The 21,422-nt window shown below is 64.2% G+C and carries 15 protein-coding genes; 10 read left to right on the forward strand and 5 right to left on the reverse strand.

Going from position 1 to position 21,422, the window contains the following annotated elements:
* Positions 1-40 precede the first annotated feature (40 nt).
* Positions 41-373 carry a HesB/IscA family protein gene (locus ACP15K_RS07685; RefSeq protein ID WP_366190873.1) on the forward strand — a complete coding sequence of 111 codons (333 nt, stop codon included), beginning with the start codon at positions 41-43 and terminating at the stop codon, positions 371-373.
* Between the two features lie 24 nt (positions 374-397).
* On the opposite strand, the gene ACP15K_RS07690 is transcribed toward ACP15K_RS07685, so the two are convergent.
* Genes ACP15K_RS07690 through ACP15K_RS07700 form a run of 3 tightly spaced genes read right to left on the reverse strand, consistent with a single transcriptional unit; the run spans position 398 to position 3,729 of the window.
* Complete coding sequence (locus ACP15K_RS07690) at positions 398-1,339, reverse strand: glucokinase (RefSeq protein ID WP_424990200.1); 942 nt, start codon at positions 1,337-1,339, stop codon at positions 398-400.
* A gap of 22 nt (positions 1,340-1,361) precedes the next feature.
* Positions 1,362-2,690, reverse strand: coding sequence for a GH1 family beta-glucosidase (locus tag ACP15K_RS07695; protein WP_424990201.1), 1,329 nt, complete (start codon positions 2,688-2,690; stop codon positions 1,362-1,364).
* Complete coding sequence (locus ACP15K_RS07700; protein ID WP_424990202.1) at positions 2,677-3,729, reverse strand: LacI family DNA-binding transcriptional regulator; 1,053 nt, start codon at positions 3,727-3,729, stop codon at positions 2,677-2,679. The genes ACP15K_RS07695 and ACP15K_RS07700 overlap by 14 nt, the downstream gene beginning before the upstream one ends.
* A 258-nt stretch (positions 3,730-3,987) precedes the next feature.
* Here ACP15K_RS07700 and ACP15K_RS07705 point away from each other — a divergent pair, with 258 nt between their 5' ends.
* The 6 genes from ACP15K_RS07705 (at position 3,988) to guaB (ending at position 11,974) form a co-directional block, all read left to right on the forward strand.
* On the forward strand, positions 3,988-5,340 hold the full coding sequence (locus tag ACP15K_RS07705; protein WP_424990203.1) for an ABC transporter substrate-binding protein: 1,353 nt from the start codon (positions 3,988-3,990) through the stop codon (positions 5,338-5,340).
* 66 nt (positions 5,341-5,406) lie between these two features.
* On the forward strand, positions 5,407-6,387 hold the full coding sequence (locus ACP15K_RS07710; RefSeq protein ID WP_424990204.1) for a carbohydrate ABC transporter permease: 981 nt from the start codon (positions 5,407-5,409) through the stop codon (positions 6,385-6,387).
* Position 6,388: 1 nt separating this feature from the next.
* Positions 6,389-7,522: a carbohydrate ABC transporter permease gene (locus ACP15K_RS07715; protein WP_424990205.1), complete on the forward strand. Its 1,134-nt coding sequence runs from the start codon at positions 6,389-6,391 to the stop codon at positions 7,520-7,522.
* Positions 7,523-7,537: 15 nt separating this feature from the next.
* Positions 7,538-9,223 (forward strand): alpha-glucosidase family protein, encoded by a 1,686-nt coding sequence (locus tag ACP15K_RS07720; protein ID WP_193141658.1) that lies wholly within the window; start codon positions 7,538-7,540, stop codon positions 9,221-9,223.
* On the forward strand, positions 9,220-10,308 hold the full coding sequence (locus ACP15K_RS07725; RefSeq protein WP_193141657.1) for an ABC transporter ATP-binding protein: 1,089 nt from the start codon (positions 9,220-9,222) through the stop codon (positions 10,306-10,308). Before ACP15K_RS07720 ends, ACP15K_RS07725 begins: the two co-directional genes overlap by 4 nt.
* A gap of 214 nt (positions 10,309-10,522) precedes the next feature.
* The gene (gene guaB / locus ACP15K_RS07730) at positions 10,523-11,974 is read left to right on the forward strand and encodes an IMP dehydrogenase (RefSeq protein ID WP_424990206.1); all 1,452 of its coding nucleotides are present in this window, start codon (positions 10,523-10,525) and stop codon (positions 11,972-11,974) included.
* 73 nt (positions 11,975-12,047) lie between these two features.
* On the opposite strand, the gene ACP15K_RS07735 is transcribed toward guaB, so the two are convergent.
* Positions 12,048-15,188 carry an efflux RND transporter permease subunit gene (locus tag ACP15K_RS07735; RefSeq protein WP_424990207.1) on the reverse strand — a complete coding sequence of 1,047 codons (3,141 nt, stop codon included), beginning with the start codon at positions 15,186-15,188 and terminating at the stop codon, positions 12,048-12,050.
* Between the two features lie 6 nt (positions 15,189-15,194).
* On the reverse strand, positions 15,195-16,337 hold the full coding sequence (locus ACP15K_RS07740; protein ID WP_193141654.1) for an efflux RND transporter periplasmic adaptor subunit: 1,143 nt from the start codon (positions 16,335-16,337) through the stop codon (positions 15,195-15,197).
* Between the two features lie 188 nt (positions 16,338-16,525).
* On the opposite strand from ACP15K_RS07740, the gene ACP15K_RS07745 reads away from it, so the two are divergent.
* From ACP15K_RS07745 to recA, 3 genes are all read left to right on the forward strand, one after another.
* Positions 16,526-17,695 (forward strand): RsmB/NOP family class I SAM-dependent RNA methyltransferase, encoded by a 1,170-nt coding sequence (locus ACP15K_RS07745; protein ID WP_424990208.1) that lies wholly within the window; start codon positions 16,526-16,528, stop codon positions 17,693-17,695.
* A 93-nt stretch (positions 17,696-17,788) separates the two neighbouring features.
* Positions 17,789-20,092, forward strand: a complete 2,304-nt coding sequence (locus ACP15K_RS07750; protein WP_193141652.1) for an ATP-binding response regulator — start codon at positions 17,789-17,791, stop codon at positions 20,090-20,092.
* Between the two features lie 161 nt (positions 20,093-20,253).
* A complete protein-coding gene (recA, locus tag ACP15K_RS07755; RefSeq protein WP_193141651.1) occupies positions 20,254-21,324 on the forward strand; it encodes a recombinase RecA in 1,071 nt (356 codons plus the stop codon).
* The last annotated feature ends 98 nt before the right edge of the window (positions 21,325-21,422 follow it).

Genomic DNA, 21,422 nt, shown 5'->3' on the forward strand with positions numbered 1-21,422 from the left:
ATATATTTCTCATTAACCGAAGCAAATCCCCCGTGACGATATGGACCTTTCCCTGCCTCCCAAAGTGACCGACCGGGCGTTTGCGCGTCTGGCCGAGATCAACGAAACCAGCACGGCGCCCAAGGCGCTGCGGGTGGCCGTCGAAGGCGGCGGCTGCTCGGGCTTTCAATACGACATCAAGCTGGATGACCCGGCCGAGGATGATCTGGTGATCGAAAGCAGCGGTCAGCGCGTGGTGGTCGACCGGGTGTCGTTGCCGTTCCTGGAAAACGCCGTGATCGACTTTTCAGAAGAGTTGATCGGCGCCCGCTTCATCATCGAGAACCCGAATGCCACGGCCAGTTGCGGCTGCGGCACCTCGTTCTCCATGTAGCCCAGCGTCTGGCGGGCAGATCCCTCAGATCTGCCGCCCGACGTAGCGTGCGCAGCCGGTCAGGGCGGCGTAATCGTCTTCCACAAGATACAGGCTGAAATCCGCCATGAACTCGCGGAACCGGCCCTTGTCGGCGAAAGCCTCGGGCAGGGTGCCTTCGACGAAGAAGGGACTGACCGCGCGGGCCAAGCCGCCGATCAGGTAGATGCCGCCGAAGGGCAGGTGCACCAGCGCCAGATCGCCCAGAACCCGGCCCAGCAATTGGCAGAACAGCCGCATTGTGTCGCGATCGACATCGCGCACTTCCAGCCCCTGCAAGGCCTCGATCAGTTCCACCGTGGTGGCCCAGGCGGCCTCGCCCGCCACATGGGCGTGCACGGCCATCAGCCCGCGCCCGGACAGCGCCTCTTCCACCGAGGCGAATTCATGAACCGCCGCCAGTTCCATCGCCAGCGCCATCGAGGCCTCGTCCCAGACCGGCAGGCTGATATGGCCGCATTCCGACGGCACTACGGTGTATTGTGCGCCTTCGCCGGCGTGCACGGGGGCGGCGTTGAAGCCGGTGCCAAGCCCCACCACCAGGCGCGTCTCATCGGTTTCCTGCGGCATCGGTGTGCCCATCAGGCAGCGCGTCGGCACGTTTTCCAGCGCATGACCCTGCGCTTCCAGATCATTGATGACATAGCCGCGCGCCGCCCCGGTGGCCGCGCACAGGCGTTCGCTGTCCATCTCCCAGGCCAGGTTGGTCATGCGCCCGACGCCATTGCGTACCGGACCCGCCACCGCCACGCAGGCGGCCGTGCAGGGCGGGCGGCCCAGATCGGTCAGGTAGCGATCCAGCACCGCCTCAAGCGAGGAAAACTCGGCATTGCGGAAGCGCGCCACGCTGTGCGGCGCGGTGGCGTCCTCTTTGACAAGGGCGACGCGCGTGTTGGTTCCGCCGATATCGGCGACAAGAATGGTCATGACATGCGGTCCCGGCTGAGCATCATGTTTGCGCCCCAACAAGCAGGTTCCGCATCCAGTGCCAAGACTGTTTCGGGGTGCGGGTCAGGGTTTCGAAATCCACATGCACCATCCCAAAGCGCTTTTCATAGCCCAGGGCCCATTCGTAGTTGTCCAGCAACGACCAGACAAAATAGCCCTTCAGCGGCACGCCTTCGGCGATCGCGGTCGCGGCGCGATCCATATGCTGCGTCAGATAGTCGATGCGTTCGGGATCCTCGACCGCGCCATCGCGCAGCACGTCCGGGTTGGCCATGCCATTCTCGGTGACATAAAGCGGCAGGTCGCCGGTATAGTCGCGCGCCGTGGCGGTCAGGAAATGCGACAGCCCGTCGGGGCAGATCTCCCAGCCCATCTGGGTCTTGGGCAGCGGGCCGTCCAACTCGTCACAGGCTGGCCACGGGCCGTCGTTCGCGCCGATGCGCTTGCAGGTGTAGTAGTTCAGCCCCAGCCAGTCGAGCGGCGCCTGTATCGTGGCGAAATCGTCCTGCCAGCCTTTCGGTAGATGCGGTTCCAGTCCTTCCAGCACCCGTTCGGGATAGGTCTCTCTGAACAGGCCCGACAGGAAGAATTGGTTGTAGATTGCATCATAGCGCGCGGTGGCGGCTGCAGCCTCGGGGGTGGTGTTGGCGGGCAGGGCGTATTCGAAATTGCACACCGCGCCAAGGTTGGTCATCCCGTGGTCGCGCATCACCGAAATGGCGGTGCCATGGGACACCAGAACATGATGCATGGCGCGGGCGGCGGCGCGGATGTCGCGCAGGCCGGGGGCGTGATGGCCCATGAAATGCGACAGCCAGGCGACGCACCAGGGTTCGTTGATCGGCGCCACGCTCCACAGCCGGTCACCCAGCCGGCGGGCGATCACATCCGCAAATTCGCCGAACCATTTCGGCATGTCGCCATTGCGCCAGCCGCCCTGATCGGCCAGCGCCTGCGGCAGTTCCCAATGGTACAATGTGGCAGCGGGCTTGATGCCGCGTTCCAGCATGGCGTCGACCAGCCGGTCGTAGAAATCCAGCCCGTCGCTGTTGGGCGTGCCGCGCCCCTCGGGCAGCACCCGCGCCCAGGAGGTCGAGAACCGGTAGGCGTCGAACCCCGCGGCGGCCACCAGGTCGAGATCCGCTTCATAGCGGTGATAGTGGTCGCAGGCCCGCGCGCCATCCTCGGCGCGCACGACATTGCCGGGGGTGGCGGCGAAACTGTCCCAATGAGTCGGCCCGGCGCCGCCCTGGGCATGGCCTTCGATCTGATAGGCCGAGGTGGCGGTGCCGAAGATGAAATCCTCGGGAAACTGGCTACGTGTCAGCATGTGCGTGGGGTTCCTTGTTCAGGACGGGGCCGGAGGAGGTGCCTTGCACCAGTTCCGCCTCCATCAGCGTTTGAAGCGGGCCGCAACCCGGAGCGTCGATCAGCTGCAACAGCATTTCCAGCGCCTGTTCCCCGGCCCGCCGGACCGACGACCGGGTGGCGGTGAACATCGGCGGATCGCCGGTGTTGGGCAGATAGGTCAGCACGTCATCATGGGTGACGATCGAGACATCGCGCCCGACCTTCAGCCCCTTCGCCTCGATCGCCCGGCGGGCACCGAAGGCCACCAGCACCGAGGCCGTCAGGATCGCGGTGGGGGCGTCTTCAGCCTCCAGCATGGCGGTTGTGGCGGCATAGCCGAAATCCTCGGTCATGGGCGCGTTCTGGATGTGCCGGGCCAGGGGCGACAGTCCGCGCGCCGCCATGCCCTGCAAGAACCCATCCTCGCGCCGGTGCGCGAAATCCATGTCGCGCAGCCCGTTCAGCAGGGCGATGCGGGTGTGGCCCAGATCCAGCAGGTGATCGGTGGCCTTCCGGAAGGCGCGGCGGTTGTCCATGTCGATCCAGGAATAGGCCGCGTCCTCGCCCGAGATGCGGCCATGCACCACGAAGGGCAGGCCCAGGTCGCGCAGCATCTTGATCCGCCAGTCGCGGATCAGCGGCGCCTGCACGATCACCCCGTCGACGCGCCCGCGTGCGGCCAGCGAACGATAGGTTCCGGCCTCATCCTCGCCCGAAGCCAGCGACAGCATGATGTCATAGCCGCGGGCCGACAGGATATCGCCAGCGCCAGCAATGAAATCGGCGAAGATCGGGTTCACGCGTTCGTGGCGCGAATTCACCGGCACGACCAGACCCACGGCCATGGCGCGCCCGGTGGCCAGCGACCGGGCGCGGCTGTCGGGGCGGTAGCCATGGGCGGCGGCGGCTTCCAGCACCCGCGCTCGGGTGGCTTCCGAAACCTCCGGATAGCCGTTCAGGGCGCGGCTGACCGTGGTCGGGCTGAGGCCGAGAAGGCTGGAGAGATCTTTCAGGTTCATCGCGGCGTCCGTGCTATGGTCGACGGCAAGACTAGCCGGAGTTTTCAAATTCGTCAAAGCGCTTTGAATCCATGGAGGCAATATTCGATACCGCTAACATACCTTTGTTTTCAGGATCAAACACGAAACCGTCGCCGTTGACAGATTGTGAAACTGCTTTATGACTATTCGATATCCAAAGCGCTTTGGCCTGCGATTCGAACGCAGCCCTGAAATTGCACATAGGGTGCGGCGCTTTATGACCTTGGGAGGGTTGGAATGAAGAACCGTTATTTGGCCACTGTGGCCGCCGTCGCCTTGTTCGCGGGCGCTGCCGGGGCGCAGGACCTGAAGTTCCCTGTCGGAGAGGGTGACTTCAACTGGTCCAGTTACGAGAGCTTCGCCGCCGAACATGATTATTCCGGCCAGGAAATGACGATGACCGGCCCCTGGACCGGCCTGGACAAGGAACTGGTGGAAAGCGTCATTGCCTATTTCGAGGCCGCGACCGGTGGCACCGTGAAGTATTCCGGCTCGGAAAGCTTCGAGCAGGACATCGTGGTCAGCGCGCAGGCCAACTCGGCCCCCAACATCGCGATCTTCCCGCAGCCGGGTCTGGCCGCGGATATGGCGGCACGCGGTTACCTGTCGGCGCTGGATGACGACACCGTGTCGTGGATCGGCGAGAACTACGCGGCGGGTCAGTCCTGGATCGATCTGGGCACCTACAACAATGCCGACGGTGCGCCCGAGACCTTTGGCTTTTTCTACAAGATCGATGTCAAGTCGCTGATCTGGTACGTGCCGGAGGCCTTCGAGGAAGCTGGCTATGACGTGCCCGAAAGCCTGGAGGATCTGAAGGCGCTGACCGACCAGATCGTCGCCGACGGCGGCACCCCCTGGTGCATCGGCCTGGGCTCTGGCGCGGCGACTGGCTGGCCGGCGACCGACTGGGTCGAGGACATGATGCTGCGGACCCAATCGCCCGAGACCTATGACGCCTGGGTGCGCAACGAGATCCCGTTCAACGATCCCGCCGTGGTCGGCGCGATCGAGGAATTCGGCCATTTCGCCAGGAATGACGCCTATGTGAAGGGCGGCGCGGCCTCGGTCGCCAACACCGACTTCCGCGACAGCCCCGGCGGTCTGTTCACCTTCCCGCCGGAATGCTACATGCACAAGCAGGCCAGCTTCATCCCGACCTTCTTCCCCGAAGGCACCGAAGTGGGCGAGGACGTCGATTTCTTCTACTTCCCGGCGTATGAGGGCAAGGATCTGGGCAAGCCGGTTCTGGGGGCAGGCACGCTGTTTGCCATCACGCAGGACAGCGATATCACCCGCGGCTTCATCGACTTCCTGAAGACCCCCATCGCGCATGAAGTGTGGATGGCGCAATCGGGCTTCCTGACCCCGTTCAAGGGCGCCAATTCCGAGCTTTACGCCAACGACACGCTGAAGGCCCTGGGCGACGTTCTGCTGAACGCGACCACCTTCCGCTTCGACGCGTCTGACCTGATGCCGGGCGAGATCGGTGCCGATGCCTTCTGGAAGGGCATGGTGGCCTACACCGGTGGCGAGGATGCGACCTCGGTGGCCGATGGCATCCAGGACCGCTGGGACTCCATCAAGTAAGTCAGTCTTCGACGGGGCCGGCCTTTGGGGGCCGGTCCCAACCTTCATTTCCCGAAAGGACAGGCCATGTCCCCGCTAGTGCAAGGCGCATTGACCATATTTCTGGGGGTCGGCGGCTGTGTGGGCTATTTCTACGGCTCCAACCTGTTGATCGACAAGGTGCTGTTCCCGGCACGCGGCCCCAACATCGCCCGCAACATCAACCGGGCGAACATGATCCGGCCCTGGCTGTTCCTGTTCCCGGCCATCTTCGCGGCGGGTCTGTATCTGGCCTATCCGGTGGTCGGCTCGTTCATCCGTTCGCTCTACAACCGGGCCGGCACCGACTTCGTGGGGCTTGGAAACTACACCTTCCTGATGGGCGACGACGGGTTCCGCACCGCGCTGTTCAACAATTTCCTCTGGCTTCTGTTCGTCCCCGCCGCGGCCACCGGCTTTGGCCTGCTGGCCGCCCAGCTGACCGACCGGCTGCGCTGGGGCAACATCGCCAAGTCGCTGATCTTCATGCCGATGGCCATCTCTTTCGTCGGTGCCTCGCTGATCTGGAAATTCGTCTACGCCAATGACGCCGATATCGGCCTGATCAACGCGATCCGCGCGGCCCTTGGCGCCGAAAGCGCGGTGGACGTCCTGCAAACGCCGTTCTGGAACAATTTCTTTCTGATGTTCATCCTGGTCTGGATCCAGACCGGTTTTGCCATGGTGATCCTGTCGGCTGCCCTGCGCGGCATCCCCGAGGAAACCATCGAGGCAGCGATCATCGACGGTGCCAACCCGTGGCAGGTCTTCTTCCGTATCAAGGCGCCGCAGATCATGGGCACCATCGTGGTGGTCTGGACGACGATCACGCTGCTGACGCTGAAGGTCTTCGACATCGTCTACACGATGACCGGCGGCAACTTCGGGACCGAGATCCTGCCCAGCTACATGATGTCCTTCATGTTCCGCGACGACGGGCGGGCGACGGCGGTGGCCTTCGTCATCATGATCCTGGTTCTGCCGGTGATGATCTGGAACATCCAACAGTCCCGCAAGGAGATGCGCTGAGATGGACAATATCGCAGGACAGAAGGCCGGGCTGAGCTGGGCCGTCAATATTTCAGTGGTGGTCATGGTGGTGCTATGGCTGATCCCGACCGTGGGGCTGTTCGTGTCCTCCTTCCGGGACCGTGACCAGATCTCGGTCTCGGGCTGGTGGCAGGCGCCATTTTCCATCGAACAGACCTACCGGGGCCGGGTGTCCACGGACACGCCCACCCGCGAGGGCGATCTTTATGTGCTGACCGGCAACATCTTCGAGGAAGGGGAGGCCAAGGGCACGCTGAATGCGTTCGGCATCAACGGCCGCGCCCCGACCGAGTTTACCGCCGGCACGACCGCTGATCTTGGCGACGGCGCGACCCTGACCATCGCGACCAACGGCGACTATCGCTTTGCCTCGCCCGAGGAACCCGGCAAGCGCGGCCAGAGGATCTATTTCGGGGCCGAGACGCCACCCGATTTCAGTCTTGATAACTACCGCACGGTGCTGAGTTCCGACGGCATGGACGTGGCCTTCATCAACACACTGACGGTGACGATCCCGGCCACCATCATCCCGATCCTGATCGCGGCCTTCGCCGCCTATGCGCTGGCCTGGATGGAGTTTCCCGGTCGCGGGTTGCTGATCGCGGCCGTGGTCGGGCTGCTGGTGGTGCCGCTGCAACTGGCGCTGGTGCCTTTGCTGAACCTGCACAACAAGGTCGGCATCGGGCAAAGCTTCGTCGGCATCTGGCTGGCGCATACGGGGTTCGGTCTGCCGCTGGCGATCTACCTGTTGCGCAACTACATGGTCGGCCTGCCGCGCGACATCATCGAAAGTGCCAAGGTCGATGGCGCCACCGATTTCGAGGTCTTCACCAAGATCGTCCTGCCGCTGAGCTTCCCGGCGCTGGCCTCTTTCGCGATCTTCCAGTTCCTGTGGACGTGGAACGACCTGCTGGTGGCCAAGGTGTTCCTGCCCTCGGCGGACGAAAGCAAGGTGATGACCGTCAAGATTGCCGACGACCTTCTGGGTTCCCGCGGCGGGGACTGGGGCATTCTGGCGACGGCGGCCTTCGTGTCGATCGCCGTGCCGCTGGTCGTCTTCTTCACGATGCAACGTTATCTGGTGCGCGGTCTGCTGGCCGGCTCCGTCAAATAGGAAGGGCTCTGCCTGATGAGCTTCATCGACTCGCAACCCGGCCACGCCGGGCAATCGGACGGGCCGGTCGACAAGGACTGGTGGCGTGGGGCCGCGATCTATCAGATCTATCCGCGCTCGTTCCAGGACAGCAACAACGACGGTATCGGTGACCTGGCCGGGATCATCCACCGGCTGGACTACGTGGCGAAACTGGGCGCGGATGCGATCTGGATCTCGCCGTTCTTCAAGTCGCCGATGGCCGATTTCGGCTATGACGTCAGCGACTATCGCGACGTGGACCCGATGTTCGGCACGCTGGGGGATTTCGATGCGCTGATCGCGCGGGCGCATGATCTGGGCGTCAAGGTGCTGATCGATCTGGTGCTCAGCCACACCTCGGCCGAACATCCGTGGTTCCGCGAAAGCCGCTCCAGCCGCGACAACGCCAAGGCCAACTGGTACGTCTGGGCCGATGCCAAGCCGGACGGCTCGCCACCCAACAACTGGCTGTCGATTTTCGGCGGTTCGGCCTGGGAATGGGATGGCGAGCGGATGCAGTATTATCTGCACAACTTCCTGACCTCGCAGCCGGACCTGAATTTTCACGAACCTGAAGTGCAGGAGCAACTACTGGACGTGGCCCGCTTCTGGCTGGAGCGGGGGGTGGACGGGTTTCGTCTGGATACCGTCAACTTCTATGTCCACGATCAGGAACTGCGGGACAATCCCCCGCTGGCGCCGGAAGACCGCAACGACAGCACCGCACCTGCCGTGAACCCCTATAACTTCCAGAACCATCTGTACGACAAAAGCCGGCCCGAAAACCTGGCGTTCCTGCGCCGTTTCCGCGCCCTGATGGAGGAATTCCCCGCCATCACCGCCGTGGGAGAGGTTGGCGAAGGTCAGCGCGGCATGGAAGTGCAGGCCGAGTATACCGAAGGCGATGACCTGCTGCACATGTGCTATGGCTTCGATTTCCTGTCAGGCGGCAGGCTGACCGGCACCAGGGTGGCCGATGTGCTGGGGCGCTTTGATGCCATCGCGCCCGACAGCTGGGCCTGCTGGGCCTATTCGAACCACGATGTGGAACGGCACGCCAGCCGCTGGGATCTGAGCGGTGATGCCTACAGGGTCTACACCGGCCTGCTGATGGCGCTGCGTGGCTCCATCTGCCTGTACCAGGGCGAGGAACTGGGCCTGACCGAAGCCTATGTCGGCTACGAGGATCTTCAGGATCCCTACGGCAAGCGGTTCTGGCCCAAGTTCAAGGGCCGCGACGGCTGCCGCACGCCGATGCCCTGGACTGCAGGTGCCAGCAACGGCGGGTTTACCGAAGCCAAGTCCTGGCTGCCCGTCGCCGCCGAACATCTCGACCTGGCGGTGCACGAGCAGGAGGCCGACCCCGACAGTACGCTGGCCTTCTATCGCGCCATGCTGGCCTTCCGCCGGGACCAGACCGCCTTGCGCAAAGGCAAGCTGGAGATTCTGGACGCGGACGACGGGCATCTGTCCTTCCTGCGCAGCCACGGCAACCAGATGATCTTCTGCGCCTTCAACTTGACCCCAGAGGAACAGCCGCTGAACTTGCCAGATGGCGACTGGACCATTGTCCGGGATCTGCCCCTGCACCCCGAAGACGGCGCAGACGGGCTGGTCCTGCCGCCCTATCAGGCCTGTTTCGCCCTTCGCCAGACCGATGAACCGGGAGAGTCCGCATGACCGAACTCAAGCTGAACGACGTTGCCAAGGCCTATGGAGATGTCCAGGTTCTCAGCAACATCAACCTGGACATCGCCGAGGGAGAGTTGATCGTTTTCGTTGGCCCCTCGGGCTGCGGGAAATCCACCCTGCTGCGGATGATCGCCGGGCTGGAAAAGATCACCGGGGGCACGCTGGAAATCGGCGGCGCGGTGATGAATGACATCCCGCCCGCGCAGCGTGGCATTGCCATGGTGTTCCAGTCCTACGCGCTGTACCCGCACATGACGGTGCGCGACAACATGGCCTTCGCCCTGAAGCTGGCCAAGAAATCCAAGGACGAGATTTCCGCCGCCGTCGACAAGGCCGCGCAGATCCTGCAACTGACCCCCTATCTGGATCGTCTGCCCAAGGCGCTGTCGGGGGGGCAGCGGCAACGTGTGGCCATCGGCCGGGCCATCGTGCGTGACCCCAAGGTCTTCCTGTTCGACGAACCGCTGTCGAACCTCGATGCGGCGCTGCGCGTGGCGACGCGGATCGAGATCGCCCAGTTGAAAGAGGCGATGCCCGACCGCACCATGATCTATGTGACCCACGATCAGGTGGAAGCGATGACGCTGGCCACGCGCATCGTGGTGCTGGCCGGCGGCGGCATCAGCCAGGTCGGCACGCCGATGGAACTGTACCAGAAACCCGAGAACACTTTCGTGGCACAGTTCATCGGCTCGCCCGCCATGAACCTGATGAAGGCCGAGATCGTGGCCACCGGGGAAAACACGCGGGTCAAGGTTGCCTCGGGGGCCGAGGTGGAAACCAATATTCCGTCGCGCGGCGACATGATGGGCGCCACCGTGGAACTGGGCGTGCGCCCCGAGCATCTGGCCATCGCGCCGGAAGGGCAGGGGTTCCTGGATTTCGAGACCGAGATCTCGGAACGGCTGGGCGATGTGACGGTGCTGTATTCCACCGTCGATGCCGATGGCGCGCAGATGATCGCCAAACTGCCGGGGCTGGTGCACAGCCAGCGCGGCTCGAAGGTGCGGCTGTCCGCCGAATCCGGCGACCTGCATCTGTTCCTGCACGGCAAGTCGCTGCTCTATCCCTGAGATGCCCGCAACGGCGCGCGGGGCTCACCAGAAGCCCCCGCCCGCGCGATTTTTTCCAACCTCGGAAAGCCCCGGCGCAGGTCGGGGCTTTTTGCCATGCAGCGATCCCTCTGCCGCGCGGGCCGAAACTGTGCCCGCGAGCGCATCCAAGCCTTTCCTTTCGGGGCGGTCCATGAAATAGGGACGTGCCAAACGACCCCTCCGGGAGATGATTATGGAGATTCGCGAGGCCCTGACCTTCGATGACGTGTTGCTGGTTCCTGCTGCCAGTTCGGTTCTGCCGTCCGACGCCAATACGTCGTCCCGTGTTACCCGCTCGATCAGACTGAATGTGCCGCTGCTCAGCTCGGCCATGGACACCGTGACCGAAAGCCAGATGGCGATCACCATGGCGCAATTGGGCGGCATGGGAGTGATTCACAAGAACCTCGATGTGGAAGAACAGGCCCGGCAGGTGCGCCGTGTGAAGCGGTTCGAATCCGGCATCGTCTACAACCCCATCACCCTGACCCCGGACCAGACCCTGGCCGACGCCAAAGAGTTGCAGGAACGCTATCGCGTGACCGGGTTCCCGGTGGTGAATGGCGACGGTCGAGTCGTGGGGATCGTGACCAACCGCGACATGCGGTTTGCCAGTGACGACAGCACGCCGGTCAAGGCCATGATGACCAGCAACAACCTGGCCATGCTGCGCGAACCGGCCGAGCTGGAAGAGGCCAAGAGCCTGATGAAGGCACGCCGGATCGAGAAGCTTCTGGTGGTCGATGGCAACGGCAAGCTGACCGGCCTGCTGACCCTGAAAGATACCGAACAAGCCGTGCTGAACCCCAGCGCCTGCAAGGATGATCTGGGCCGCCTGCGTGTTGCGGCGGCCAGTTCCGTGGGCGATAGCGGGTTCGCACGGTCCGAGGCGCTGATCGACGCCGGCGTGGACATCGTGGTGGTGGACACCGCACATGGCCATTCCGCCGGCGTGATCGAGGCCGTGCGCCGGATCAAGGCGCAGTCGAACCATGTTCAGGTCATCGCCGGCAATGTCGCCACCGGCGAGGCCACCCGTGCGCTGATCGACGCGGGTGCCGATGCGGTCAAGGTCGGCATCGGGCCGGGCTCGATCTGCACCACCCGCATGGTGGCCGGCGTCGGCGTGCCGCAACTGACCGCCATCATGGATTGCGCCCGCGCGGCCAACGAGTTGGACGTGCCGGTGATCGCCGACGGCGGCATCAAGTTCTCGGGCGATTTCGCCAAGGCCATCGCGGCGGGGGCTTCCTGCGCCATGGTCGGCTCGATGATCGCGGGCACCGATGAAAGCCCGGGCGAGGTGATCCTCTATCAGGGCCGCAGCTTCAAATCCTATCGCGGCATGGGCTCGCTGGGCGCCATGGCGCGCGGCTCGGCCGACCGCTATTTCCAGAAGGATGCCGCCAGCGACAAGCTGGTGCCGGAAGGGATCGAGGGGCAGGTGCCTTACAAGGGTTCGGCCAACCAGGTGATCCACCAGATGGTGGGCGGTCTGCGCGCGGCCATGGGCTATACCGGCTGCGCCACGATCGAAGACATGCGCACGGCCTGCGAATTCGTCCGCATCACGGGCGCCGGGCTGAAGGAAAGCCATGTGCACGACGTGGTCATCACCCGCGAGGCGCCGAACTACTCGGCCTGACGCGGCGCAGCGCATCAGAAACGCCAAAGGGCGCGGGGATCATCCCGCGCCCTTTGCTGTTGGGGAAGGCCGGTTATTCGGCCGGGATCGGATCGGGACCGGGATCCTTCGGTTTGCCCTTGATCCGTTCGCGCAGGGTCTGCAGCAGGACATAGAGCACCGGGATCACGATGATCCCGACCACCGTGGCCGCCAGCATGCCGCCGAAAACCGCGATGCCGATGGCGCGCTGGCTGGCCGCCCCGGCGCCGTCGGCCAGCAACAGGGGCACGACACCCAGCAGGAATGACAGGGCCGTCATCAGAACCGCGCGGAAGCGCAGCGCAGAAGCCTGTAGGGCGGCCTCGCGAATGCTCAGCCCGGCGGCGCGCTGCTCCATGGCGAATTCGACGATCAGGATCGCGTTCTTCGCCCCCAGTCCCACCAGCATGATCATCCCGATCTGCGTATACAGGTTGATGTCATTGCCCGTTGCGCCGACCACGGCCACAGCCCCGAACAGGGCCACGATCACTGACAGCAGGATCGCCGCGGGCATGGTCCAGCTTTCATATTGGCCAACGAGGAACAGGTATGCGAAGACAACGGCCATCACGAGGATCACCTGCACCATGCCGGCGCTGTCCTGCTGCTGTTGCGCCGTCCCGGTCCATTCAAAGGAATAGCCCGGCGGCAGCGCGGTTCGGGATTCCTCCTCCAGCACGCGGATCGCATCGCCCGTGGACAGGCCCGGCGCCGGAACCGCCGTGACCGTGGCCGCCCGGAACATGTTGAACCGCGTCAACAGGGTTGGCCCCAGCACGTTTTCCACGTCGATCAGCGTACCCAGCGGCACCATCTCGCCGGTTTCCGATCGCACGTACAGCGCCTCAAGATCCTCCACCGCGTTGCGATAGCTGCCATCGGCCTGGATCATCACCTTGTAGACCCGCCCGAACAGGTTGAAGTCATTGACGTAGTACGAGCCCAGATAGGCCTGCAACGTCAGGAAGACCTCGGACACGGCCGTGTTCAGGGACTTGGCTTTCTCACGGTCCAGATCGACGAAGATCTGCGGCACGTTCGAACGGAAGGTGGTATAGGCCTGCCCGATCTCGGGCCGCTGGTTGGCGGCATAGACCAGCCCGCCAAGAGTGGCAGAAAGATCCTGCGGAGAGCCGCCCCCGGTTTGCTGCACCATCATCTCGACGCCCGCGCTCATCCCCAGTCCGCTGATCGGCGGGGGGTTGAAGGCGATGATGCTGGCGGCGGCCTCCTGATTGGCGATGCCGAAGATCTGGGCGATGATGCCATCGGCATGCAATTCGGGCGTGTGACGCTCTTCCCAATTTTCGAGGTTGACGATGATCATGGCGCCGTTCGACCCGGAGCCATTGAGCATCGAGTATCCGTTCACCAGAACGGTAGAGGACACGCCGGGGATCTGGAGGATCTTTTCCTCGACCCGGCCGGTCACGGTTTCAGTGCGGTTCAGCGCCGCCGCATCGGGCAGTTGGACATCGACGAACACATAGCCGTTGTCCTCGAGCGGCAGGAAGCCTTTGGGGATCGCGGTGAACAGGCCGCCGGTGGCGATGCCCAGCCCGATGACCACGACCAGTCCCACGATCGAGATCCGCACCAGTTGCCGGACCAGCCCGACATAGGCGCCGCGTCCGGCACCGATGCCGCGCTCGAACACCGCGAGCAGACCTTTCGGCGGGCCCGAGCGGGCGCGCAGAACGATCCCGCAAAGGGCCGGCGACAGGGTCAGCGCGTTGATCGACGAGATCACCACCGCGGTCGAGATCGTCACCGCGAATTGCGAATACAGCCGCCCGGTGATGCCGGGCATGAAGGTGACCGGCACGAACACCGCCAGCAGCACCAATGTGGTGGCGATGATCGGCGTTGTGATCTGGCCCATCGCCTTGCGGGTCGCCTCCTTGGGGCTGAGCCCCTCTTCGGCGATGATCCGTTCTACGTTTTCCACCACGACGATGGCGTCATCCACCACGATGCCGATGGCCAGCACCAGCGCGAACAGCGAGATGGTGTTCAGCGACATGCCAAGTGCCAGCAGCAGCGCGAAGGTGCCGATCAGCGAGACCGGAATGGCCACCATGGGAATGATCGTGGCCCGCCAACTGCCAAGGAAGATGAAGACCACGACCATCACCAGTGCAAAGGTCTGCATCAGGGTGGTCTGCACATCGGCCAGAGACGATTCCACAAAGGCGGTCGAATTGAACGGCACCTCGTAGACTACGTCGTCGGGGAAGGTGGCGGACAGGCGCTCCAGTTCGGCCAGCACGCTTTCGGACACCGACAGCGCGTTGGCGCCAGGTGCCTGATAGACTGCCATGACGGTCGCGGGTTGTCCGCCGAAACGGCCCGAGGCGTTGTAGTAGCTGGCCCCGCGTTCGATGCGGGCCACGTCACGCATCCGCACGATGGCGCCGGCATCGCCGGTGCGGATCACGATATCACTGAATTCCGCAGCCGTTGTCAGCCGGCCCTGTGCGGTGATCGTGTACTGGAACTGCTGGTCGCCGGGCACCGGCGGGGCCCCGATCTGGCCGGCCGAAACCTCGAGGTTCTGGTCGCGGATCGCGGCAATGATGTCGCCGGGCGTCAGCCCGAGACTCGCCATCTTGTCAGGATCCATCCAGATCCGCATGGCATAGGCGAAATCGGTCAACACATCGGCCTTGCCGACGCCGTTCACGCGCGCCAGCGCATCCTTGAGGTTGATCGAGGCATAGTTCGACAGGAACACTTCGTCATAGGTGCCGTTGGGCGAGGTCAGAACCGCCACCAGCAACATGTTGGTCGAGGCTTTCTGTGTCACAACGCCATTGGCATTCACGTCCGTGGGCAGCTGCGAGGACGCCTGTCCCACCCGGTTCTGCACGTTGACCGACGCGATATCGGGATCGGTGCCGACCTCGAAGGTCACGTTCAGGGAATAACCGCCGTTGTCGGCTGAGGTGGACTGCATGTAGATCATGTCGTCCACGCCGTTGACCTGCGCCTCGATCGGCGCGGCAACGGTGTTTTCCACGGTCTGCGAATTGGCGCCGGTGTAACTGGCGCTGACGTTCACCACCGGGGGTGTGATGTCGGGGAACTGTTCGACCGGCAGCACGGAATAGGCGATGCCGCCCATGATCGTCAGCACCAGCGAGATGACCAGCGCCAGTTTGGGGCGGTCGATGAAGACAGAGGAGAACATGGCTGTCTACTCCTCGGTGCCGGTCAGCACGGGATCGACGGGAACCCCCGGGCGTACCCGTTGCAGGCCCTCGACGATCACCGCTTCGCCTTCCTGCAGGCCACGGGTCACGATGACCGATGTCTCATGGTTGGGGCCGGTTTCGATGTAGCGTTGCTCGACGATCTGCTGGTTGGTGACAACCAGCACGAACTCGCCACGCTGGTCGCGCTGAACGGCGGCCTGTGGCACGGTCAGGGAAGGCGTCGGTTCTTGCGCCGTGATGTCGACGTTCACGAAAGAGCCATCGACCAGCAGGTGGTCGGCATTGTCAAAGATTGCGCGCACCGCGATGGTGCCGGTTGAAGGGTTGACCCGGTTGTCGCGAAAGGCCAGCCGGCCGACTTCATCCAGAACCGTGCCTCCGGGCAGAGTGACATAGACCGGGTAGCCGTCGCCGACGTCCTCGTTGGTCGCATCGTCGGCCTGCGCCTGTTGCCGCACATCGATCATCTGCCGCTCGCTGAGCGAGAAGGTGACGTACATGGGTTCCTGCCGGACGAGGGTGGCCAGCGTCCCGGTGGTCGGCCCGACCAGATCTCCGACGCTGCGTTCGGTCCGGCCAATGGCCCCGTCGAATGGCGCAACGATCAGGGTATAGCTCAGTTCCAGTTCCGCCTGCTTGATCGCCGCTTCCGCTGCGGCGATCTGGGCTTCGGCGACCTGCCGGTTGGCGCGTGCCACGTCCAGTTCCGACTGCGCCACCGCCTCTTTCTCGACAAGTTGCGATTTCCGGTCAAATTCGACCTGCGCCAGCGCAAGATTGGCATTGGCCTGGGCCAGATCCGCCTGCCGGGCCGCCAGCGTGGCCTCGTATTGTTCGGGTTCGATGTGGAACAGAATGTCCCCCTCGGACACCGTGGCGCCATTGGCCACGTTCACCTCGCGGATGAAGCCGGTGACGCGGGCCACCAGATCGACCTTATCCACCGCTTCGGCCCGGCCGATGAAAGTGATGTCGTCCAGAATCTCCTCGGTTACCGCCGCCGCGACCGAGACCTTGGGGGCTGGCTGACCGCTGCCCGCGTCCTGTGCAAGGGTCATCGGGGCTGCCAGCAGGGCCAGTGACAAGGCCGAGATACGTAGTCCGGAATAAGGAGGAAATGGCATAAAGACGGGGTCCTTCAGGCAAGACTGACTGGCGCCGCGTGTATCGCGGGTCGACTCGTCCCCAAGGTAGGACTATTGACGCCGCGAATGCCACCGCAAACCGCGAGGCCAACTGCCATCAGGCGCGCGGCCCCGGATTTTTCGCAGCCACCCGTGCCCCCGGGCCGTGGCCAAAGCCCGGAGACGCGATGACCCCCGCCGCCAGAATTGCCTCAGCCATCGACATCCTTGACGATATCCTGTCGGGCACATCAGCCGAGAAAGCGTTGAAGGACTGGGCGCGGGGCCACCGGTTTGCCGGATCGAAGGATCGCGCGGCGCTGCGCGACCATGTCTTCGATGCGCTTCGACAGCGTCGCAGTCTGGCGGCCCTGGGCGGCGCCGACACCGGTCGGGGGCTGATGATCGGCTGGGTGCGGGCCTCTGGCGGGGATGTGGACCAGATCTTCAGCGGCGAAGGCTATGGACCCCTGGCCCTGAGCGACGCCGAACGGGATGCGGGCCGCACCCCCGACAGCCCGGCCGAGCGTCTGGATCTGCCCGACTGGCTGTATCCCGAGGTCACCGGGTCTCTGGGCGACGCCGCCGGGCCTTGTCTTGAATTGCTGCGCCAGCGCGCGCCGGTTTTCCTGCGGGTCCATTTGCGCAAGGCACCCCGGTCCGAAGCCATGACGCAGCTTGCCAGCGAAGGGATCACCACCGAGCCGCACGACCTGTCGCCATCGGCGTTGAGGGTGATCGAGGGCGCACGCCGGATCCGCACCAGCGCGGCCTATCTTGACGGGAAAGTCGAATTGCAGGACGCGGCCTCGCAGGCGGTGTCGGACAGGGTGCCGCTGGAAGAAGGCCAAAGTCTTCTGGACTATTGTGCGGGCGGCGGCGGCAAGACGCTGGCCATCGCCGGCCGGGTGCAGGGGCGGTTTGTGGCGCATGACGCCAATCCCGCGCGGATGAAAGATCTGCCGGCCCGTGCCGCCCGTGCGGGCCTGTCGGTGCGCTGCCTGACGTCCGATGAGCTGAAACTCGCCGGTATCTTCGACACGGTTGTCGTCGATGCCCCTTGTTCGGGCAGCGGCTCGTGGCGTCGTGATCCGGAAGGCAAATGGGGGCTGACCGCGCAGAAGCTGGCCGAGACGGTGGCGCTTCAGGCGCGGATTCTGGACCAGGCCGCGGCATATGTAGGGGTTGGGGGGCATCTGACCTACATGACCTGCTCTATCCTGCAGCGGGAGAACGCCGCGCAGGTGGCCGATTTTCTGGCCCGCACCCCGGGTTGGTCGCAGGCCGACAGCCACCAGTTCCTGCCTCAGGACGGCGGCGACGGCTTCTTTTTCGCCGACTTGACACGGAATGCCTGAAATCCAACCATTCCGGCCAGCACCGGAACCGTGCTTAAGCCGTGATTAACCCCCTGCGCGGTACGAAACCCCGGTAGATTGCTGGGAGGCATCATGACCCGTATCGCTGGTTTGTCGCAGCACGGTTTGGACGGTGTGCTGTCGTATCATCACAAGGAACGGGTGGCGCTCGGTCTGGCGCTGGGGCTGACCGCCCTGGGCATCCTGGTCGCCAGCGGCACGCCGCGGGTGTTGCTTCTGGCCGCCGGCCTGGGTGCCGCGGTCGCGCTAGTGATCGTCAAACTGGCCGAGGGACTGCGCGGACGCGTTGCGCGGGCCGAGTTGAACCGCGTCAGCCGGTTCTTCGCCCGCGATGCAGCGGTCTGGGTGGTCACGGATTTCTCGGGACGTGTGATCAGTTGCAATGCTGCCGCGCAGGGGGAGCTTGGCTTGTCCGAAGGGCAGATGCTCTCGGACAGGCTCGACCGCCTGTTCGCCGCCCCGGTGCGCCGCGTGGCCGAACTGCTGGACCGCGCGCGGGCCACCGGATCCTCGGCGCTTGACCGGGCCAGCCACAGCGGCAAGGTGCGCCTCGCGGCGACGCTGGCGCCAGGCAATCTGGTGGTCTGGCGGCTGGAAAACCTCACCTCCCGCTCGGCCTCGGTGGGGCGCGGCGAGGTCGGCTTGCCGGTGTTGGTCGCCGGCCCGGACGGGCGGGTGCTGGGTCAGAACGCGGCGATGACCGCGTTTCTGGGGCGTGAAGTTGCGGTATTGGACGAAGCATTCGGCAAGCGCCCGCTGGTGTCGGGCGGCATGTGCCAGGTCAAGGCCGAAAGCGGCCGCACGCAGGTGCGCGTGGTGGTGGTTGACGATGCCGAGACCGGCTGCCGCGAAGTCTTCATCCTGCCCGAAAATCTCGACGATGCTGCCGATGCGCGCAAACTGTTCGAATCCTTGCCGGTGCCGATGCTGAAACTGTCGATCGACGGCAAGATCATCTGGGCCAACCAGGGCGCCCGCAGCCTGCTTGGCCGGGATGTCCCGCCGTCGACCCATTTCAACGACCTGGTCTCGGGCCTTGGCCGCCCCCTGGGCGACTGGCTGCGCGATGCGAGTAGCGGCGGGGGGGTGTCGCAGTCGGAGTTCCTGCAGGTGCGCTGCAACGACAGTCACCGGTTCGTTCAGGTGTCGCTGAAAGCTGCCGACGAATTGGGCGAACCGGCGTTGCTGGCGGTGCTCAGCGATGCCACCGAACTCAAGACGCTGGAAGCGCAGTTCGTCCAGAGCCAGAAGATGCAGGCGATCGGGCAACTCGCCGGAGGGGTGGCGCATGATTTCAACAACCTGCTGACCGCCATCTCGGGCCATTGCGACCTGTTGCTGCTGCGCCACGACGAGGGCGACCCGGACTATGGCGATCTCATCCAGATCAACCAGAACGCCAACCGGGCCGCCAGCCTTGTGGGGCAGCTTCTTGCCTTCTCGCGCAAGCAGACCCTGCGACCGGAAGTGGTTGACCTGCGTGACGCCCTGTCGGACCTCACCCATCTGCTCAGCCGCCTCGTGGGCGAACGCGTGCGCCTGACCCTCAAGCACGATGACAAGGTGCCCGCCATCCGCGCCGACAAGCGGCAGTTGGAGCAGGTCATCATGAACCTCGTGGTCAATGCCCGCGATGCCATGCCCGAGGGCGGCGAGATCCTCGTCCAGACCTCGGCCGTCACGCTGGAGACCGAATTGTGCCGCAACCGCGCGGTGATCCCCGCAGGCTCCTATGCGGTGGTCAGCGTGCAGGACGAAGGCAGCGGCATCCCCTCCAGCCAGTTGCAGAAGGTGTTCGAGCCGTTCTTTACCACCAAGAAGACCGGCGAGGGCACAGGGCTGGGCCTGTCCACCGCTTACGGCATCATCAAGCAGAGCGGCGGCTTCATCTTTGCCGACAGCACGCCGGGGGTGTCGACGGTCTTCACCATCTATTTCCCGGCCTTTACCGAAACCCAGGTGTTGCCGGCCCCGGCCGCGAAAGAGGCCAAGCCCGTCCCTGCCACCCATCGCGACGGCGTGGTCCTGCTGGTCGAGGACGAGGCACCGGTGCGGGCCTTTGCCTCGCGTGCCCTGCAGCTGCGTGGCCTGACGGTGATCGAGGCGGAAAGCGCCGAAGAGGCGCTGGAACTGCTCGAAGATCCCGACCTGGATGTGGATGTCTTCGTGACGGATGTGGTCATGCCGGGCATGGACGGTCCGAACTGGGTGCGCCGCGCTTTGCAGGAACGTCCCGACACCCGGGTCATCTTCGTGTCCGGCTATGCCGAGGATGCGCTGAGCGATCATGAAACCAAGATCCCCAACTCGGTCTTCCTGCCCAAACCTTTCTCGCTGGAGGCGCTGACCTCGACGGTTCAGGCGCAACTGCATTGAGGCGCGCCGGGTAAGGGAAAATTTACCCTCGCCGCACCACACTGGGTCTTGCGAATTTTCATTGATTTGTGCGTGTTCTCTCGCCATACAGGGGAGAACAAGAGCAGAACATCTGGCAGCGTTGCCGCCCGCGTGCGGGTATGGAATAAGGATCAGGACCAATGGCTATCGCTAACCTTCTCGACCTGGGCGGATCACGGAAAATGGACAAGCAGAAAGCGCTCGATTCAGCGCTGGCGCAAATCGAGCGGCAGTTCGGCAAGGGCTCGATCATGAAGCTGGGCCAGGGCGCGGTGCAGGAGATCGAATCTACCTCGACCGGCTCCTTGGGTCTGGACATCGCCCTGGGCATCGGCGGTCTGCCGAAAGGGCGGATTATCGAGATCTACGGCCCCGAAAGCTCGGGCAAGACCACCCTGACCCTGCATTGCGTCGCGGAAGAGCAGAAAAAGGGCGGCGTCTGCGCTTTTGTCGATGCCGAACACGCGCTGGACCCGCAGTATGCCAAGAAGCTGGGCGTCAACCTGGACGATCTGTTGATCAGCCAGCCTGACACCGGCGAACAGGCGCTTGAGATCACCGATACGCTGGTCCGCTCTGGCGCCGTCAGCATGGTGGTGGTCGATTCGGTCGCCGCGCTGACGCCCAAGTCGGAACTGGAAGGCGATATGGGCGATCACCAGGTGGGTGCACAGGCCCGGTTGATGAGCCAGGCGATGCGCAAGCTGACCGGGTCGATCAGTCGCTCCAACTGCATGGTGATCTTCATCAACCAGATCCGCATGAAGATCGGTGTCATGTTCGGAAGCCCCGAAACCACTTCGGGCGGCAACGCGCTGAAGTTCTACTCCTCGGTGCGCCTCGACATTCGCCGCATCGGCTCGGTCAAGGATCGCGACGAGGTGGTCGGCAACGCCACGCGCGTGAAAGTCGTCAAGAACAAGGTCGCCCCGCCGTTCAAACAGGTGGAATTCGACATCATGTATGGCGAAGGCATCTCGAAAATGGGCGAACTTCTGGATCTGGGCGTGAAGGCGGGCGTCGTCGACAAGTCCGGGTCGTGGTTTTCCTATGGGGACGAGCGGATCGGGCAGGGGCGCGAGAACGCCAAGACCTATCTGCGCGAACACAGCCGCACCGCGCTGGAGATCGAAGACAAGATCCGCGCCGCCCACGGGCTGGAATTCGACATGCCGCCGGGCAGCGCCGAGGATGACGTCGTCGACAGCTGAACCGCCGTCGCACGATGCCCCGAACCCCGGCCCGATGGCCGGGGTTTTTTCGTTTGGGGCGCTGCCAGTGGACACCCGCGCGCCGCAGGGCTAAACGG

This window comes from Fluviibacterium sp. S390 (assembly GCF_049800695.1).
Lineage (GTDB): Bacteria > Pseudomonadota > Alphaproteobacteria > Rhodobacterales > Rhodobacteraceae > Meridianimarinicoccus.

Coding starts and splice junctions, on each gene's coding strand:
- ACP15K_RS07685 (WP_366190873.1), top strand. CDS start 41: ATGGACCTTTCCCTGCCTCCCAAAGTGACCGACCGGGCGTTTGCGCGT.
- ACP15K_RS07690 (WP_424990200.1), bottom strand. CDS start 1,339: ATGACCATTCTTGTCGCCGATATCGGCGGAACCAACACGCGCGTCGCC.
- ACP15K_RS07695 (WP_424990201.1), bottom strand. CDS start 2,690: ATGCTGACACGTAGCCAGTTTCCCGAGGATTTCATCTTCGGCACCGCC.
- ACP15K_RS07700 (WP_424990202.1), bottom strand. CDS start 3,729: ATGAACCTGAAAGATCTCTCCAGCCTTCTCGGCCTCAGCCCGACCACG.
- ACP15K_RS07705 (WP_424990203.1), top strand. CDS start 3,988: ATGAAGAACCGTTATTTGGCCACTGTGGCCGCCGTCGCCTTGTTCGCG.
- ACP15K_RS07710 (WP_424990204.1), top strand. CDS start 5,407: ATGTCCCCGCTAGTGCAAGGCGCATTGACCATATTTCTGGGGGTCGGC.
- ACP15K_RS07715 (WP_424990205.1), top strand. CDS start 6,389: ATGGACAATATCGCAGGACAGAAGGCCGGGCTGAGCTGGGCCGTCAAT.
- ACP15K_RS07720 (WP_193141658.1), top strand. CDS start 7,538: ATGAGCTTCATCGACTCGCAACCCGGCCACGCCGGGCAATCGGACGGG.
- ACP15K_RS07725 (WP_193141657.1), top strand. CDS start 9,220: ATGACCGAACTCAAGCTGAACGACGTTGCCAAGGCCTATGGAGATGTC.
- guaB (WP_424990206.1), top strand. CDS start 10,523: ATGGAGATTCGCGAGGCCCTGACCTTCGATGACGTGTTGCTGGTTCCT.
- ACP15K_RS07735 (WP_424990207.1), bottom strand. CDS start 15,188: ATGTTCTCCTCTGTCTTCATCGACCGCCCCAAACTGGCGCTGGTCATC.
- ACP15K_RS07740 (WP_193141654.1), bottom strand. CDS start 16,337: ATGCCATTTCCTCCTTATTCCGGACTACGTATCTCGGCCTTGTCACTG.
- ACP15K_RS07745 (WP_424990208.1), top strand. CDS start 16,526: ATGACCCCCGCCGCCAGAATTGCCTCAGCCATCGACATCCTTGACGAT.
- ACP15K_RS07750 (WP_193141652.1), top strand. CDS start 17,789: ATGACCCGTATCGCTGGTTTGTCGCAGCACGGTTTGGACGGTGTGCTG.
- recA (WP_193141651.1), top strand. CDS start 20,254: ATGGCTATCGCTAACCTTCTCGACCTGGGCGGATCACGGAAAATGGAC.